This window comes from Pseudomonas entomophila (assembly GCF_013523165.1).
GTDB lineage: Bacteria > Pseudomonadota > Gammaproteobacteria > Pseudomonadales > Pseudomonadaceae > Aquipseudomonas > Aquipseudomonas entomophila_A.
Genome location: NZ_JAAMQI010000002.1, coordinates 1 through 15,757, shown reverse-complemented (window position 1 = coordinate 15,757; position 15,757 = coordinate 1). Strand labels below are relative to the sequence as shown.

13 protein-coding genes and 3 tRNA genes are annotated in these 15,757 nt (G+C 66.9%); 4 read left to right on the top strand and 12 right to left on the bottom strand.

The genetic code is table 11. The annotated features are described in order from the left end of the window. Positions 1 to 7: 7 nt before the first annotated feature. The 5 genes from G7Z99_RS01845 to G7Z99_RS01825 are packed head-to-tail and all read right to left on the bottom strand — an operon-like array spanning position 8 to position 3,853. Positions 8 to 838 carry a DUF2797 domain-containing protein gene (locus tag G7Z99_RS01845; RefSeq protein WP_181091506.1) on the bottom strand — a complete coding sequence of 277 codons (831 nt, stop codon included), beginning with the start codon at positions 836 to 838 and terminating at the stop codon, positions 8 to 10. Continuing rightward, entirely contained in the window at positions 835 to 1,095 is a 261-nt protein-coding gene (locus tag G7Z99_RS01840; protein WP_181091504.1) for a YeaC family protein, read from the bottom strand. Before G7Z99_RS01840 ends, G7Z99_RS01845 begins: the two co-directional genes overlap by 4 nt. A 21-nt stretch (positions 1,096 to 1,116) precedes the next feature. Next, positions 1,117 to 1,995, bottom strand: coding sequence for a rhomboid family intramembrane serine protease (locus G7Z99_RS01835; RefSeq protein ID WP_181091502.1), 879 nt, complete (start codon positions 1,993 to 1,995; stop codon positions 1,117 to 1,119). Then, a complete protein-coding gene (locus G7Z99_RS01830) occupies positions 1,992 to 2,963 on the bottom strand; it encodes a metallophosphoesterase (RefSeq protein WP_181091500.1) in 972 nt (323 codons plus the stop codon). The genes G7Z99_RS01835 and G7Z99_RS01830 overlap by 4 nt, the downstream gene beginning before the upstream one ends. Continuing rightward, on the bottom strand, positions 2,963 to 3,853 hold the full coding sequence (locus G7Z99_RS01825; RefSeq protein WP_060394461.1) for an NAD(+) kinase: 891 nt from the start codon (positions 3,851 to 3,853) through the stop codon (positions 2,963 to 2,965). Before G7Z99_RS01825 ends, G7Z99_RS01830 begins: the two co-directional genes overlap by 1 nt. A 60-nt stretch (positions 3,854 to 3,913) precedes the next feature. On the opposite strand from G7Z99_RS01825, the gene G7Z99_RS01820 reads away from it, so the two are divergent. Then, on the top strand, positions 3,914 to 4,921 hold the full coding sequence (locus G7Z99_RS01820; protein ID WP_181091498.1) for a DUF1853 family protein: 1,008 nt from the start codon (positions 3,914 to 3,916) through the stop codon (positions 4,919 to 4,921). Between the two features lie 417 nt (positions 4,922 to 5,338). On the opposite strand, the gene G7Z99_RS01815 is transcribed toward G7Z99_RS01820, so the two are convergent. The 3 genes from G7Z99_RS01815 to G7Z99_RS01805 all read right to left on the bottom strand — a co-directional run bounded on the left by G7Z99_RS01815 (position 5,339) and on the right by G7Z99_RS01805 (position 10,267). Continuing rightward, positions 5,339 to 6,241 carry a 1-aminocyclopropane-1-carboxylate deaminase/D-cysteine desulfhydrase gene (locus G7Z99_RS01815; protein WP_181091496.1) on the bottom strand — a complete coding sequence of 301 codons (903 nt, stop codon included), beginning with the start codon at positions 6,239 to 6,241 and terminating at the stop codon, positions 5,339 to 5,341. Positions 6,242 to 6,319: 78 nt separating this feature from the next. After that, complete coding sequence (locus G7Z99_RS01810) at positions 6,320 to 8,356, bottom strand: NADPH-dependent 2,4-dienoyl-CoA reductase (protein ID WP_181091494.1); 2,037 nt, start codon at positions 8,354 to 8,356, stop codon at positions 6,320 to 6,322. A gap of 156 nt (positions 8,357 to 8,512) precedes the next feature. Further along, positions 8,513 to 10,267 (bottom strand): BCCT family transporter, encoded by a 1,755-nt coding sequence (locus tag G7Z99_RS01805; protein ID WP_181091492.1) that lies wholly within the window; start codon positions 10,265 to 10,267, stop codon positions 8,513 to 8,515. A 446-nt stretch (positions 10,268 to 10,713) separates the two neighbouring features. On the opposite strand from G7Z99_RS01805, the gene G7Z99_RS01800 reads away from it, so the two are divergent. From G7Z99_RS01800 to G7Z99_RS01790, 3 genes are all read left to right on the top strand, one after another. Further along, positions 10,714 to 11,154, top strand: a complete 441-nt coding sequence (locus G7Z99_RS01800; protein ID WP_181091490.1) for a response regulator — start codon at positions 10,714 to 10,716, stop codon at positions 11,152 to 11,154. Positions 11,155 to 11,399: 245 nt separating this feature from the next. Further along, positions 11,400 to 12,518 carry a nitrilase-related carbon-nitrogen hydrolase gene (locus tag G7Z99_RS01795; protein WP_181091488.1) on the top strand — a complete coding sequence of 373 codons (1,119 nt, stop codon included), beginning with the start codon at positions 11,400 to 11,402 and terminating at the stop codon, positions 12,516 to 12,518. 3 nt (positions 12,519 to 12,521) lie between these two features. After that, on the top strand, positions 12,522 to 13,571 hold the full coding sequence (locus G7Z99_RS01790) for an AraC family transcriptional regulator (protein WP_181091486.1): 1,050 nt from the start codon (positions 12,522 to 12,524) through the stop codon (positions 13,569 to 13,571). 224 nt (positions 13,572 to 13,795) lie between these two features. On the opposite strand, the gene G7Z99_RS01785 is transcribed toward G7Z99_RS01790, so the two are convergent. The 4 genes from G7Z99_RS01785 to G7Z99_RS01770 form a co-directional block, all read right to left on the bottom strand. Further along, complete coding sequence (locus G7Z99_RS01785) at positions 13,796 to 14,785, bottom strand: DUF2242 domain-containing protein (RefSeq protein ID WP_181091485.1); 990 nt, start codon at positions 14,783 to 14,785, stop codon at positions 13,796 to 13,798. Between the two features lie 191 nt (positions 14,786 to 14,976). Next, positions 14,977 to 15,053 (bottom strand) — tRNA-Asp (locus G7Z99_RS01780). Between the two features lie 114 nt (positions 15,054 to 15,167). Then, a tRNA-Asp gene (locus G7Z99_RS01775) sits at positions 15,168 to 15,244 on the bottom strand. A 77-nt stretch (positions 15,245 to 15,321) separates the two neighbouring features. After that, positions 15,322 to 15,397 (bottom strand) — tRNA-Val (locus G7Z99_RS01770). Between the last annotated feature and the right edge of the window lie 360 nt (positions 15,398 to 15,757).

Sequence of the window (15,757 nt, the reverse complement as noted above, 5' to 3'; positions counted from 1 at the left end):
GGTCCTTTTACTGAAGCACGGCCAGCTGGTAGGCCGTGTACTTGCGAATGTTGATCACACCGGTGTCGAAGATCAGGTACTGGCCCTTGATGCCCTTCAGCGTGCCTTCGACCACCGGGTTCTTGTCCAGGTTGAAGCTGACCACCTTGGTCGGGTAGGCCTCGACCGGGTACCGCATCTGCACTACCTCGGCGTCTTGCAGCGGCTGGATGGCCTGCAGGCCGAACCGGTCCTGCAAGGCGCGCAGGCCTTCGCTGCAGGTGGCGAGCAACTGGTCGCGAATGGCCGGCAGGTCGAGCACCTCGGCCTCGCCCTTGAGCAGCGCGCGCCAGTTGGTACGGTCCGACACCTGGGTGCGCAGCAGGTCTTCGACCAGGCCCGACTGCTGACGGGTGGCCACGCGCAGGATCGGCAGCGCCTGGCTGGCCCCCTGGTCGAGCCAGCGGGTCGGCAATTGGGTGGCGCGGGTGATGCCGACCTTGATGCCGGAGGAATTGGCCAGGTACACCACGTGGTCGGTCATGCAGAACCGCTCGCCCCAGGACGGGTCGCGGCAGGTACCGGCGTCGTAATGGCAACGCTCCGGCGCCATGATGCAGACATCGCACTGCGCCAGCTGGGTCATGCACGGGTAGCAGTAGCCTTGGCTGAAGCTGGTCTTGGTCCGCCGCCCGCAATGGGTGCAGTGGATGGCGCCCAGGTACTCCAGGCGCAACCGTTGCCCGATCAGCGGGTTGACCGCGATCTCCTGCTCGCCCAGGCGAAAATGGTACTGCACGACGGGCGCGTCGAGGCGCACCGTCATCTTGCTCAACGAGCCACGAGCGAGTTCGATCAATGTACCGAGTCCGACTTGAACAGGATGTTGGGGATGGGCGCGGACTTCGACGCGCACTCCTGGACGCCCATGTAGCCGGTGCGCTGGTCCTCGGGCAGGTTCTGCAGCTCCCAGGCGATCAGCGCCTGCATCGACAGCTCTTTCTGCTCCTGGGTCAGGCGCCGGCCATCGGACCATTTGCCCAGCTCCACGGCCGTCTTCAGGCTTTCGTAGATTTCCGGGGTGATGTTTTCGATCATTTGCGCAAAGGTGGACATGGCGTCTCCAGAAAGCCTGAGTCAGTGCGACAGTCTACGCCGAGCCAGCGCCCCGCCCAAGAGCCCGACCAGGCAACCGACCAGCAGCCCGCCGACGTGGGCGGCATTGGCGATGGCGCCCAGGCCCAGGGCACTGATCACCCCGGACAGGCACACCAGCAGCCAGATCAGCATGCTCGCCAAGGTGCCACGCGGCAGGCGGAACGCGTCGTTCGGCGCCAGGCGCTGGAACAGCCAGAGGTAGCCGAGCAACCCGAACAGCACGCCCGACAGGCCACCGAACAGCGTAGGGCCGCTGGCCAGGTGCTGCGCCAGGTTCGACACCAGGCCGAAGACCAGGGTCAGCCCCAGCAGCGCCCATGGCCCCTGACGCTGCTCGATGCGTCGGCCCAGCTCCCAGAACCACAGGGCGTTCATCGACAGGTGCAGGAAACCGAAGTGCAGGAAGATCGGTGAAATCAACCGCCACCACTGCCCTTCGGCCAACCCCTGCGCCAGCGAGGTGAACTGCAGGTAGTCGCCCTGCACCTGGAACCCGAGGAACGTCAGCCAACGGATCGTCGACAGGTTGTCGCCCAGGCCGGTAACGATGGCCACCACCAGGCTGACGATCAGGATCAGGCTGCACATCCAGGTGCCGCGTGCCTGCTCGGCCAGACTGCCCCGCGCCGGCGCCTGGGGTTCGGCCTCGAGCGTCAGCGGGACTTGCACCTCGGCCTGACCGTCGGGAAACCGCTGGTACAGGCCGCGCACGTCATCGGCCTGGGCCTGGGGCACCCAGAGCACCTGCTCCTCGCCCTCCAGGCTGACCCGGTGCGGGACCTGCAGACGCCGCAACAGGTCGATGAAGCCGGACAGGTCGACGTCCAGGGGCAGGCGCAAGGCCTGCGCCGCGCTCACCGTGTCCCCTGCGGGCGATCGACATCGACCCAGACGAACTTGCGCGGGTCGATGCAGGTTTCCGCGTCCAGGCGGTAGGCCACCAGCTTGCCGTAGAGCACGGCGCTGTAATCCAGGCAGGCCAGGTTGGGCCGGATCATCGCCGGCCGGCCACTGCGCCAGTAATGGCCGACGAACAGCAGCGGCTCGTCCGCGCCGTAGCGCAGCAGGGCGTTTTTCTGCGTGGTGTCCAAGGGCGTGCGGGCCACCTCGTCAGGCAAGGCATCGGGCTGGAACACGATGTCACCATAGGTCTGCGGGTCGTCTTCCCAGAACTTGGTGCGGAAGAAGGCACGGGTCAGGCCATCGCCACCGGTCAGCGTCAGGCCGTCCGGCAGGCGCATGTCGGTGCCGCGCAGCAACCGATTGCACACCGTGGCGGCGAAGCTGCCAGGCACCGAGGAAGCCTGGATGAAGTGCTCGTCCACCCGTCCGTCGGGGTACTGCGTGCGCAGTCGCTCGATCAGCGCGGCGTCCCAGCAGGCATGCACCAGGCGGAAGCGGCCTGCGTCGAGGAACAGGGGCAGCTGCTGGAACCACTGGACGAACGCCTGCCACTCGCCCGGATGCTGGGCGAACTGGCTCAAGGTGTCGTCGATCAGGCGGGCGTGTCGCGGCGTGTGCTCGCGCACGTACGTCTTGCCGCTGCCCGGCAGCGCAGGTGTGACCCAGCCCAGGGCGTTGTATTCATGGTTGCCCATGATGCAGTGCGCCTGCCCGGCCTCGACCATGGCGTGCACCAGGTGCAGAGCCTCGCGGATCCGCGGGCCACGGTCGACGATGTCGCCCAGGAACAGGGCCTGCCGACGTGGATGCCGCCACACCCCGCTGCGCTTCTGGTAGCCCAGGGTGTCGAGCAGGTGGGCGAGCGTCAGGGCACAGCCATGGACGTCGCCGATGATGTCGAAACCGCGCGCCGGATCGAGCATCAGTCGCCCCTGCCGCCCAGACGGCTGCCCCAGCCCAGCTTGGTGCGGCACACCTCGTAGTAGTTGTGGTCCAGCGGGTGGATCAGGCGCAGCTTCTGCGACTTCTTGTTGACCGTGATGGTGTCGCCGGGCGCGCAGGTGAAGTGGTTCTGGCCGTCGCAGGACACCTGGGGGTAGATCTGCATGTCCTTGGCGACGACGATCTTCAGCTCGCTGTTGCCGTCGACCACGATCGGGCGGCCCGACAAGGTGTGCGGGTACATCGGCACGATGACGATGGCGTCGAGCTTGGGGTGCATGATCGGCCCGCCGGCCGACAGGGCGTAGGCGGTCGAGCCGGTCGGCGTGGCGACGATCAGCCCGTCGGCCTTCTGGCTGCAGACGAACTGGCCGTCGATGTAGATCTCGAACTCGATCATCCGGGTCGACTTGCCGGGGTGCAGGACCACGTCGTTGAGCGCATCCCCCTGGCCGATGGCCTCGCCATGGCGGCGTGCCTCGGCTTGCAGCAGGAAGCGGTTCTCGACCAGGTAGTGGCCGTCGAGCACTTCGGCGACCTTCACTTCCAGCTCGTCCGGGCGGATGTCGGTCAGAAAGCCCAGGCTGCCGCGGTTGATCCCGAGCACCGGTGTGTTGTGGCGGGCCAGGGCACGGGCGGCGCCGAGCAGGCTGCCGTCACCGCCGACCACGATCACCAGGTCGCAGACCTCGCCGAGCATCTTGCGGCTGGACGTCTGCAGGCCATGGCCGGGCAACACTTCGGCGATGGTGTCTTCGAGGATCACGTGCAGGTGGCGTTCGACCAGGAAGGTCTTCAGCCGGCGGATGGTGTCGAGCACCTGCGAACTGCCGAGGCGCCCGATGATACCGATATTGCGAAACTGCTCCATGGAACTCCTGCAAGACTGTGCGACAGGTGAAAGGGCGCCAGGCGCCGGGTGCCTGGAATTATGGTCGAAAGCGCCGGCCAGCGGCAAACCGGCTATGCTCGCAGCATGACGCCCTTCGCCCACCACGCTGCCCTGCCCCTCGCCTTGCGCCAACCGGTGGTCCGCGACCTGGCCTGGGCGCTCGTCGCCCCGGCGCTGCTGCGCGAGGCCCCGGCCTCGCAGCGCCACCCGCTGGCCGGCAGCGACTGGGCGCGCGACCCTGAGGGGTTGGTCCATTGGCTGAAGCGGCTCGATGAGGATAGCCGACCGCTGCTGGCCTGGCTGGCGCAGGCCAGCAGTCGGCGCCTGGGGGTGTACTACGAAGGGCTCTGGCAGTTCGCCCTGCGCCAGGCGCCGGGGGTCGAGGTGCTGGCGGCCAACCTGCCCATCCGCCAAGGTCGGCAGACCCTGGGCGAGCTGGACCTGCTGCTGCGCGACCGCGAGGGTGTGCACCACCTGGAACTGGCGATCAAGTTCTACCTGGGACCGACGACCGAGGACGGCCGCGATGCGCAGCGGTGGCTCGGGCCTGGATGTCGCGACCGGCTCGGCAGCAAGCTCGATCACCTGGTCGGGCATCAACTGCCGATGGCTTCCCGCCCCGAAAGCCGTACGGCGCTGGAGGCCCTGGGTATCGGGGCGGCGCGGTCGCACCTGTGGCTGGGTGGTTACCTGTTCTACCGTTGGCCGGGCCAGGCGAGCCCGCCGACGGGCAGCAACCCGGCGCACCTGCAAGGCCATTGGGTGCGCCAGGGCGATTTCGCCGCCTACCGTTTGGCGGCGGGCACCGGTGCGTGGCAGGTGCTGCCACGCGAGCGCTGGCTGGCGCCTTTTCGTGTCGAGGCAACGGACCTGGCGGCGATGCCGCCGTTCGAGGCTTGGCTAGAGGCGTTGCCGCCCGATGCCGAAGCACGCCTGCTGGTGCGGCTGGTGATGGATGACGCCGGGCACTGGGTCGAGGCCGAGCGTGTGTTTCTAGTGGCGCAGGATTGGCCGAACCAGGCGGCAGCGGGATTGCGTAGCAGGTGATGGAGGCGCTGGTCCGTTGGGCCGCATTGGCACAGGTTTGACTGATGCATGGGGTGGGCGGATTTCACGGGCCCTGCGGGCCCGATCGCGGCCGGTCCGGCGCCCCGGCTGGGGCCGCTCACCCGCCGCTGTGGCACAGGCAATCGCGGTCACCTGTGGGAGCGGCCCCCGTGCCGCGATTGGGCCCGCAGGGCCCACAAAATCCTGAACCACGCAATCCATCCTGTGGGAGCGGGCTTGCCCGCGATAGCGTCCGGCCCATCACCGCCTGCATCGCGGGCAAGCCCGCTCCCACAGGGAGGGATGAACCATCATGCCAGATCAGCGAGGGGGTCCACCTCGTGTTGGGCAAGGACGTTGAGAGCCCTGGCCCTACAGGCCCACAAAACCAACGGTGCAAATGCTCGAAACGTACGCCTACGCCTCATACCCCCGCCGTCCCTGCAACCCCCCGGTGTGCACGAACACCACGCGCGTGCCCGGGGCGAAGCCACCGGCTTGGACCTCACGCTGCAACGCCAGCAACGCCTTGCCGGTGTACACCCCTTCCAGAGGCACGCCGCTGTCACGCTCGCAGTCGTCCATGAACTGCCGCAACGCCTGGTCGACCTGGCCGAACCCGGCCCCGCAGGCCTCGTGCAGGCGATACCCATCCTCCCCCACCAACGCCTGAACGTCTCGCGCCACGCCGTAACGGGCCGGCACGGCCAAGGCGCCGTGCACCCGGTGACGTCCCCGCTCGGCCTGCACCAGACCGGCAAGCGTGGTGCCGGTACCAACCGCCAGCCACCAGGCGTCATGATCGTCCCAACCCAGCCGGGGCAGTTGTGCGCGAACGTGCTCCAGCAGCACCGCGCAGCCGCCCATGCCCAACGCGCTCCCACCGCCTTCGGGGATGCAGTGCCAACCGGGATAGTGCGCCTGCCAGGGGTGCCAGAAGCCAGCCTCGTGTCGGGCGCGATAGCCGCCATGCCCCAGCCAATGCAGGTGCATGCCGAACGCCTGGAGGTCGCGCACCGTCGGGGTGTCTTGGTCCTGGCCACGCAGCAGGCCGGCGGTGGCGAAGCCGAAGCGCTTGCCCGCCGCCGCCAGGGCGTGCAGATGATTGGAGTGAGCGCCGCCCAGGCTCAGCAACCCAGGTGCCCCGGCACGGCGCGCCTGGCGCAGGTGGTGGTGCAGCTTGAAGCCCTTGTTGCCGGTGATCAGCGGATCGACGAGATCCAGGCGCAAGACCGCGACCTGGACCCCGGCAGTGGCGAGCCAGGGCAGGTTCAAGGGGTGCAGGGGCGCTTGCGGCAGTTCGAAGCAGTCAGTGTCCATGCGCATCGAGAGGGCGAAAAGCGCGTGAGTGTAGCAAGCGACCGCCATCTGCTTCGAGCGATCCCCTGCCCTCGCTACTCACAACGTCGCCGCCAACCTCGACGCCTGGTTGATGGCCCGCTTGGCGTCGAGCTCGGCCGCGACGTCCGCGCCACCGATCAGGTGGGTCGACTGCCCGGCGCCGACCAGCGCTGCGTGCAGGTCGCGCAGCGGCTCCTGACCGGCACAGATCACCACGTGGTCGACCTCGAGCACCTGGGGCTCGCCGCCGGCGATGCGCACGTGCAGCCCGGCATCGTCGATCTTCAGGTAGTCCACGCTGTTGAGCATGTGCACCCCGCGCTGCTTCAGACCGGCCCGGTGGATCCACCCGGTGGTCTTGCCCAGGCCATCGCCGACCTTGGATGCGCTGCGCTGCAACAGGTACACCTCACGCGCCGCCGGTGCCGGCCGGGGCGTCACGCCCGCTACCCCGCCACGGGCTTCGAGCCGGGTGTCGATGCCCCACTCGGCCCAGAACGCCTCGCGGTCCAGGCTGGTGGCAGGCCCGGCGTGCACCAGGTACTCGCTGGTGTCGAACCCGATGCCGCCGGCTCCGATCACCGCGACGCGCTGCCCGACCGGACGGCGCTCACGCAGCACGTCCAGGTAGCTCAGCACCTTGGGGTGATCGATCCCCGGAATCGCCGGTACGCGGGGGGTGATCCCGGTGGCCAGGACCACCTCGTCGTACGCGCCGGCCAGCAGCGTCTCGGCGTCGACCCGCTGCCCCAAGCGTACCTGCACGTCAAGGTCGCGCAGGCGGTGGTCGAAATAGCGCAGGGTCTCGGCGAACTCCTCCTTGCCCGGCACCCGCTTGGCCACGTTGAACTGGCCGCCGATCTCGGGCGCCGCGTCGAACAAGGTCACCTGATGCCCGCGCTCGGCAGCCACGCTGGCGCAGGCCAGGCCTGCCGGGCCGGCGCCCACCACGGCGATGCGACGCGGCACCAGGGCCGGCCCGTAGGTGAGCTCGGTTTCATGACAAGCCCGCGGGTTGACCAGGCAACTGGTCAGCTTGCCGGCGAAGGTGTGGTCCAGGCAGGCCTGGTTGCAGCCGATGCAGGTGTTGATGCGCGACGCCAGGCCGGCGGCGGCCTTGTTGACGAACTCGGGGTCGGCCAGAAACGGTCGCGCCATGGACACCATGTCGGCGTCGCCCGCCGCCAGCACGGCCTCGGCCACCTCGGGCGTGTTGATCCGGTTGGTGGTGATCAGGGGGATGCTCACCTCGCCGCGCAACTTGGCGGTGACCTGGGTGAACGCCGCGCGCGGGACCTTGGTGGCGATGGTCGGAATGCGCGCCTCGTGCCAGCCGATGCCGGTGTTGATCAAGGTAGCGCCGGCCTGCTCGATGGCCTTGGCCAGCGTCACCACTTCGTCCCAGTCGCTGCCCTGCTGCACCAGGTCGAGCATCGACAGGCGGAAGATCAGGATGAAGCGCACGCCGACCGCTTCACGCACGCGGCGCACGATCTCCACCGCCAGGCGCATGCGATTGGCATAGCTGCCGCCCCAGCGGTCGTCGCGCTGGTTGGTCTGGGCAACCAGGAACTGGTTGATGAAGTAGCCTTCCGACCCCATGATCTCGACGCCGTCGTAACCGGCCTGCTGCGCCAGCTCGGCGCAGCGAACGAAATCGGCGATCTGTTTCTCGATGCCCTGCTCGTCCAGCGCATGGGGCGTGAACGGATTGATCGGCGCACGGATGGCACTGGGTGCGACCTGCTTGGGGCTGTAGGCGTAGCGCCCGGCATGCAGGATCTGCAGGCAGATCTTGCCGCCCGCCTCATGCACGGCCTCGGTCACCACACGGTGGCGTTCGGCCTCTTGCTCGGTGGTGAGCTTGGCGGCCCCGGCGTACACCGCGCCTTCTTCGTTCGGCGCGATGCCCCCGGTCACCATCAGGCCCACACCGCCGCGGGCCCGTTCGGCGAAATACGCGGCCATGCGCTCGAAACCCTCCGGGCGCTCCTCGAGCCCGGTGTGCATGGAGCCCATCAGGGTACGGTTGCGCAGGGTCGTGAAGCCCAGGTCCAGCGGGGCCAGCAGGTGGGGGTAAGGGGCGGCGGCCATCGGGCATCTCCAGAGTCGGCGAACACGGAACGCAGGCGCCTTATGGGTCGGGCCCGTCGTCATGTGCCGACATTACCCACCCCACGCACGCGCCTCAATGACCGAAAGTGACAACTTTATGATCATTTCGAACAGTGTGCGTGGAGAGGGTACCGGTCAGTGCTCCGAGAGTGGCGCTGGTGGCTCGACCGGAGCAGGCGCCGGGGTGACCTTGGTTTCCTTGACCACGATGTGGAACTCCTCGCCGTGCTTCACTGCGCCGTACAGCACCGCCTTCTCGATCAGCTCGCTGCCGCGCAGGTGCCGCAGCATCATCGGGTCCTTGCGCAGGTCGCGGTACAGGGCCAGGCACAGCAGGACCATCACGATGACGAACGGCAGCGCCACCACGATGGTGAGGTTCTGCAGCCCGGTCAGCGCCGCACCCGGATCGGACGGATCGCCGATCGCCAGCATGATCGCCGCGACGGTACCGGTCAGCCCGCCCCAGAAGATCACCGTGCGCCGCGAGGGTTCGGTGGTGCCGTGCTCGGACAGCGTGCCCATGACCAGCGAGGCAGCGTCGGCCCCCGAGACGAAGAAGATGGCCACCAGGATCATCACCAGCACCGAGGTGGCCGAGGCCCAGGGGTACGTGGCCAGCAACTCGTACAACGCATGGTTGCTGTTGACTGCGCCGTTGGTGAGCTGGAAGGCGCCCTCGCGCAGCGCATCGATGCTGGCGCCGCCGAAGATGGCGAACCAGATCAGGCTGACCAGGCTGGGCACCAGCAGCACACCGCTGACGAACTGTCGAATGGTGCGGCCGCGGCTGATGCGGGCGATGAACATGCCGACGAAGGGCGTCCAGGACACCCACCAGGCCCAGTAGAACACCGTCCACCCGGCCAGCCAGTCACCCATCTGCGCGCCGCCGCTGGCGGTGGTGCGCGCCATCATTTCGGGCAGCAACTTGACGTAGATGCCGATCGAGGTCGGCAGCAGGTTGAGCATCAGCAAGGTCGGCCCGACCATGAACACGAACAGCGCCAGGACCAGGGCCAGCACCATGTTGGTGTTGGACAGCCACTGGATGCCCTTGCCGATGCCGGAGACCGCCGACGCCACGAAGGCCACCGTCAGCCCGGCGATGATCAGGATGTGCAACAGCTTGCCAGGGTGCTCGATCCAGCCGTTGTACTCGAGCCCACCGGCGATCTGCAGGGCGCCCAGGCCCAGCGACGCGGCCGAACCGAACAGCGTGGCGAAGATGGCCATCATGTCGATCATGCGCCCGGCCGGCCCGTTGGCATGCCGGCCGATCAGCGGGCGGAACGCGGCGGAAATCAGCTGCGAACGGCCACGGCGGAAGGTGCCGTAGGCGATCACCAGCCCGACGATGGCGTACATGGCCCAGGGGTGCAGCGTCCAGTGGAACAGCGTGGTGGCCATCGCCACCTGCAACGCCTCGTTGGACTGGCCTGCCACCGTGCCGGGTGGCGGGTTGACGTAATGCGAGAGCGGCTCGGCCACGCCGAAGAACATCAGGCCGATGCCCATGCCGGCGCTGAACATCATGGCCACCCAGGAAATGGTACGAAACTCCGGAGGTTCGCCGTCGCAACCGAGCGGGATTCGCCCGTATCGGCTGGCGGCCAGCCACAGCACGAAGACCACGATCAAGGTCGAGGTGAGCACGAAGAACCAGCCGAAGTTCACGATGACCCAGGACTGGGCCGTGGAGGCGCTGGCGGCGAGGTTGGCCTGATTGAGGAAACCCCACAGGATGAACGCCACGGCGATGACACTGGTCACGCCGAACACCCAGCCGTCGAGGCGGCCTTCGAGCGAGCGGTCCTGTCGGGCCTCGGCGGTGTTGGAAGGGTCGGTCACCCCAAGGCCCATGGCCTCGTCGTTCGGTTGCGTAGCCATCTGAGCCCCTTTGCGGTTGTTTTTGTTGTCTCGCTCCAGCCGGCGCCAGGCCTGTCGAGGCCCGGCAGCGGTCGCCACGGGATTATCGGCGTCGGTCCTGGCGTGGCCTGTTCCAGGACCGTCTCGGCCCATGCTCTGAACGACTCGCACCCCTGTTTCAAGGCACGATAAACCCGTGTACGACGACCGATCGTCGTCCCGTACGAAAGGCGATACAACTTAAGCCGCACGGCACGCGTCGACTGAGGGTCACGGCCCTGCACGACAGTCTCTATCGGCCCGATCGGAAAACTTTGTTGGTCGCCAAACGCCGAGTCAGGGAATCTAATGTCGGCAACGGGTGTCTGACTCGTTTGCAAGCGCGCTCCGCGGCGCTACGCCGTTTCAGCAAGCGAGGAGTCCGCATGCCGTTATTCGTGGGAGAAGCGCTCCGCGCTCGATGCAACATGGAATCACTGATCACTATGAACGCTTCACCGACCGTGTTGCTGATCGAAGACGAACCCAGTCTTCGAGAACTCATCGTCATGGCCCTGGAAGACCTGGGCGCCGACGTGACGGCCGTCGCTACAGCCGATGAAGGCGCAGCCATGCTCACCCGCCAGACCTGGGCGTTGCTGCTCACCGACGTGCGCACCCCTGGCAAGCTCGACGGGCTCGAACTCGCATGCCTGGCTCGACAACAGACGCCTGGCCTGAACATCGTGGTCATGAGCGGCTACCACAACAAGCTGGCGTCCCCGCTCCCTCCGAATGTCGACTTCCTGCCCAAGCCCTGGTCCATGCAGGATTTCAATACGCTGATCGGCGATCAACTGGCCGTTGCCGACCCGCGGCAGCTCCTGACCGGCGGCTTCGCTGCGCCGCTCGTCCCTGCACGCGACTGACCCTGCCTGCACGCCGTCAGCCGTGCCTTGACGAGCGCACCCTTGTCTCGACCTGGCCCTGGGCCGATTGATGCCGATGCGTTCGTGACGCGCACGGCAGGCAGAGGCATGACCCGACCCCTTGTGCAATGGTATGGTGAGCCACCAGGCTGACCTGCGCGCGTCCTGCCGTCCGTCATCGACCTCGAAGGCCGATCGGTTGGCAACGAGCGGGGTACGGCATCGCTTCTTTCAGTGACGTGCACATGCGTAAATTCCTGGTCGGTGCGTTCGTACTGACACTCTTCCTCGCCCTGGGCAGTTACGGCGTCTGGACACTGCAGCGTCCGGAAGGTCATTACCTGTCCGACCTGCGCATCACCGTCGCCCTCGATCATGGCACCCCCAGTGAACGGGGCAATCTGCTGGGGATCGAGCCGCTGCTCTACCCGGTCGACTACCAGAACCTGCAACGCCTGCACCGCAAGCTGGCCGCCTACCTCGAACACGCCCGGGCACTGGGCATGCTGACGCCCAAGACCGTGGTGGTCTTGCCGGAACACGTGGGTACGTGGCTGTGGGCGCGCGGCGAGAAGAACGAGCTGTACCAGGTGCCTCGGCGCCGTGAAGCCCTGCAGTGGCTCGAAATCAGCAACCCCGTGCGCTACGGCCTGGCCGTGCTGATGGCCGAAGGCGAGGACCGCCGGGGCGATGCGCACCTGCGCATGAAGGCCGGACAGATGGCGGCCGATTATCAGGCCTTGTTCGGTGGGCTGGCCAAGGAGTTCGGCGTGACCCTGGTGGCCGGCTCGATCGTGCTGCCGGCCCCCTACGCCGAACAGGGGACGCTGTACCCCGGCACGGGCGCCCTGTTCAACTGCAGCGTGGTGTTCGATGCCACGGGGGCGGTGCTGGGGCAGCCGCAACGCCAGCGCTTTCCCGATGGCGAAGTGCGGCGCTTCATCCAGGGTGAACACCAGGCACCGCTGCACACCTTCGCCACACCGGCAGGCACCTTGGGCATCCTGGTCGGTAGCGACAGCTGGTACCCTCAGAATCATCGGCAACTCGCCGCGCAGTCGGTCGACCTGGTCGCCAACCCTGCCTTTCTCGGCGGGCGCAACCGCTGGATGGCCCCCTGGCGTGGCAACCGGCATCAGCCGCTGAGTGCCCAGCTGCCCGTGCAGCCCGGCACGGTCAGCGAGCAGGCCGCCTGGCAGACACTGCTCGGCGTACCCGCCCACCAGACGACGCGCATGACGGTCTTTCTGCGCGGGCAGTTCTGGGAGATGGGCAGCGATGGGCAAGGCTTCGCCGGGGTTGGCGACCAGCTGCTCAGCGGCCCGCCGCACGCTGGCGCGCGTCTGCTGAACGTCTGGCTGTAGCGCATGCCGACCCCACGGGTGCGTCTGGGCGACCTGTCGGTCGCCTTCACCTTGCCCCTGGCCGAGGCCTTGACGCAGCGGGGGCACGATGCCAAGGCCTTGCTGCAGCGCTATGGCGTGAGCGACGCGCGTCTGGCACAGCCCGGCGCGCGGCTGTCGATCCCTCGCTACATGCACCTGGGGCATGCCGCCCTCTCACTGAGCGGTGAGCCCGCCCTGGGCCTGCACATGGGTCGGCTGAGCCGCCTGCCCCAGGCCGGTCTGGCGGGCATGGCGGCGGCCCAGGCGCCGACCCTGGGCGAGGCTGCCCGCACCCTGCTGCGCTTCGAACCGTTGTACGCCGTCAACTACCGCGGGCAGTCGTCCTACCAGCCCGATGCACAGGGCGCCTGGTTGTGCTTCTACGCCATCGACCCGTACAACGACTACAACCGGTTCGTGGTCGATTCGGTCCTGAGCGGCTGGCTGGCGCAGCTCAGTGGCCTGGTGACGGTACCTGTGCAGGCCGATCGGCTGGAAATCGCTTTCGAGGCGCCAGGCTACGCTGCGCATTACGCGGACCTGTGCAGCTCGAACGTGCGCTTCGCCGCGCCCGGCAATCGGCTGCACCTGAGCCAGGCGCTGCTGGACCTGCCCAATGCCTGGCATTGCCCGGGCACGTGGCAGCACCTGGTGCAGCTGTGCGAGGCTGAACTCGAACAGCGCACGCGCCTGCGCAGTGTGTCGGAGCACGTCATCCGCTGCCTCGGGCCCTTGCTCAGCGGTGGGCGAGAGCCGGACCTGGAGACCGTCGCCCGGCACCTGCAGCTGCCGGCCTGGACCGTACGGCGTCGGCTGGCCAGCGAGGGCACTCGATTTCGCGCACTGCTGAACGACACACGGCGCGATCTGGCCGAAGCCTACATCCGCGACACCACGTCGAGCTTTGGCGAAATCGCCTACCTGCTGGGGTTCGCCTCGGCCGAGGCGTTCCAGCGTGCGTTCAAGCGCTGGACCGGCCACACACCGGGCGACTACCGTCGCCAGCTGCGGTGTGCGACGCCCACCGCCTAGAGCTCGGTGGCGTCTTCGGCCAGTTCGGCGGTGTCCCATTCGACAGCGCGGGACTCGAGCAACTCTTCCTGATAATCATCCATGGGTCTGGCTCCTGATCGTTTCACACGTCGGCTTCATAACATCACGCTACAACGCGATGATGAAAAAGCCGTGACAGTGTTAGGAGCGATGAAAAGCGCAGAGGTTCGACAGGCTGTCTGGCTTGCCTGTATCAGACCCTTTCAGGAAGACGGCGCGCTCGTATCGACTGGAGGGGACGCCAGGGGCACCGTCGCTGGAACCTCCGGCTCCTGAACCTCGACGTGAATCGGCGCGGCGTCGGCAGGTGGCGCCATCGGTTGCGATCCCTGCGGGTCTTCTTGCGCAGGCATGGACACGGGTTGAGTGCTCGAGGTGTCGGACGCGGCTGGCGCGGCGCCTGGGGTCTCTGGCGTGCCCTGAACGGCCTGCGTGCTCGAATCGACGGCAGGTGCCTCGACAGGCGCCGTGCCGGTCTCGCTGGGCGTGGACGGCGTGGCGCTGGCCTGAGGCGCCTCGACGGGCGTGATCGGGGGGACGGACGTCGAGGGTTCAGGCGCCAGAGAGGTCGCACCTGGGTTCAGGCTTGGGTTCGAGCCTGGCAGGCCGAGCGACGGCGCTGGCGCAGACGGCTTGTCGGGCGCCGTCTTGGCGACGGCCTTGCGCGGCTTGGGCAGGTAGCTTTCCACCAGGGCGAAGTAGCGCTCGTAGAACTGCGGCGCGGTGACGGTCTCGCTGGCCACCTTGACCATCGAGTCGTCGCTCGAGCCGATTGGCATCGAGACCGACCCCAGCACCCCCACCCCGAGGCTGGCCGAGGTATTGGACTTCTTCAGGCTGTAGCGATCCTGCAGGGCATTGGCGAACAGGGTGGAGCCCCCGGTGTCGCCGCTGTCCGGCGCACAGGTGATGTTGAAGCTGATCTGCAGGTGGTTCTCGCTGTTCTGCTGGAAGCTCTTGTTGCCGGCGACCTGGTTGGCGTTGCTGCTGGTGATGATGTAGCCCTGGCTCAGCAGTGCCCGCCGTGCCGCTTCGCAGGAGCTGGCCTCGTTGACCGAGAAGGCACGCGAAAAGGTGCCCGAGTCGTCGAAATGCTCATGTTCGTAGATGGCGGATTTTTTCGAGGCGCAGCCTGCCAGGCCTGCCAGCAGCAAAGCCAACCCAAGCGTACTGAAGAGCGGTTTTCCAGACATTACGGATTCCGGGACAAGGCGGACGGGTATTGTGCATGACATCGCGCACCTGCTGAAACCATTCGTCCATGAACGTCGTCAAGCGCGAGTCTGATCACCCGTCGGGCGGTGGCTGCGGGCAGAAACAAAAAAAGCGACCCGAAGGTCGCTTTTTCTGTGCTTCAAGGCGTTCAGTGACCTCGAAGCGGATATGGCGCAGCGGACGGGACTCGAACCCGCGACCCCCGGCGTGACAGGCCGGTATTCTAACCGACTGAACTACCGCTGCGTATCGCTCAGGCTTGCGCCCGATTGAAACTGGGATCTGGCCTGGAAGCTTCGGTAAACCTTCTACCTGGACTTCTGGCCTCAGACCGGTGCAAGCACCCATCTGGATAAAAAGTGGCGCAGCGGACGGGACTCGAACCCGCGACCCCCGGCGTGACAGGCCGGTATTCTAACCGACTGAACTACCGCTGCGCATGTGGACTTGCGTCCGGTTCCTCTCAATAGCGTCATCTTGCGAATCGGCTGGGTCAGGAACAATCTCAGTGAAGTGGTGGGTGATGACGGGATCGAACCGCCGACCCTCTGCTTGTAAGGCAGATGCTCTCCCGGCTGAGCTAATCACCCGCTTGTTGCGTTTGCTTCGCTGAGGCCGCGAAATTTACGCAGGTACCGACGCTAAGTCAACACCCCTGTTGAATTTTTTTTAAAAAAGATGAAATCGAGGGGGGCGGGACTGGAAGAGAATCGAGGGCCAAGACAGGGATCAGTTGCACGCTGCAAAGGGTGAGCGGCAAGCAATGCGCAGCGAGCAGCACAAAAGCGCAATCGGGAACGGACAAGGCGGATGGAGGGAGGGGAACACAGGACCGTGGTTGTCTGCTCGCTACGATCGAGCTGGCTGGAACCGCAGGGGCAGGTGCCATGGCGGGTCGGGCAAACGGGACCGAGCCACAGAGGCACTGCCTGCCTTGCAATGCCCTGCCC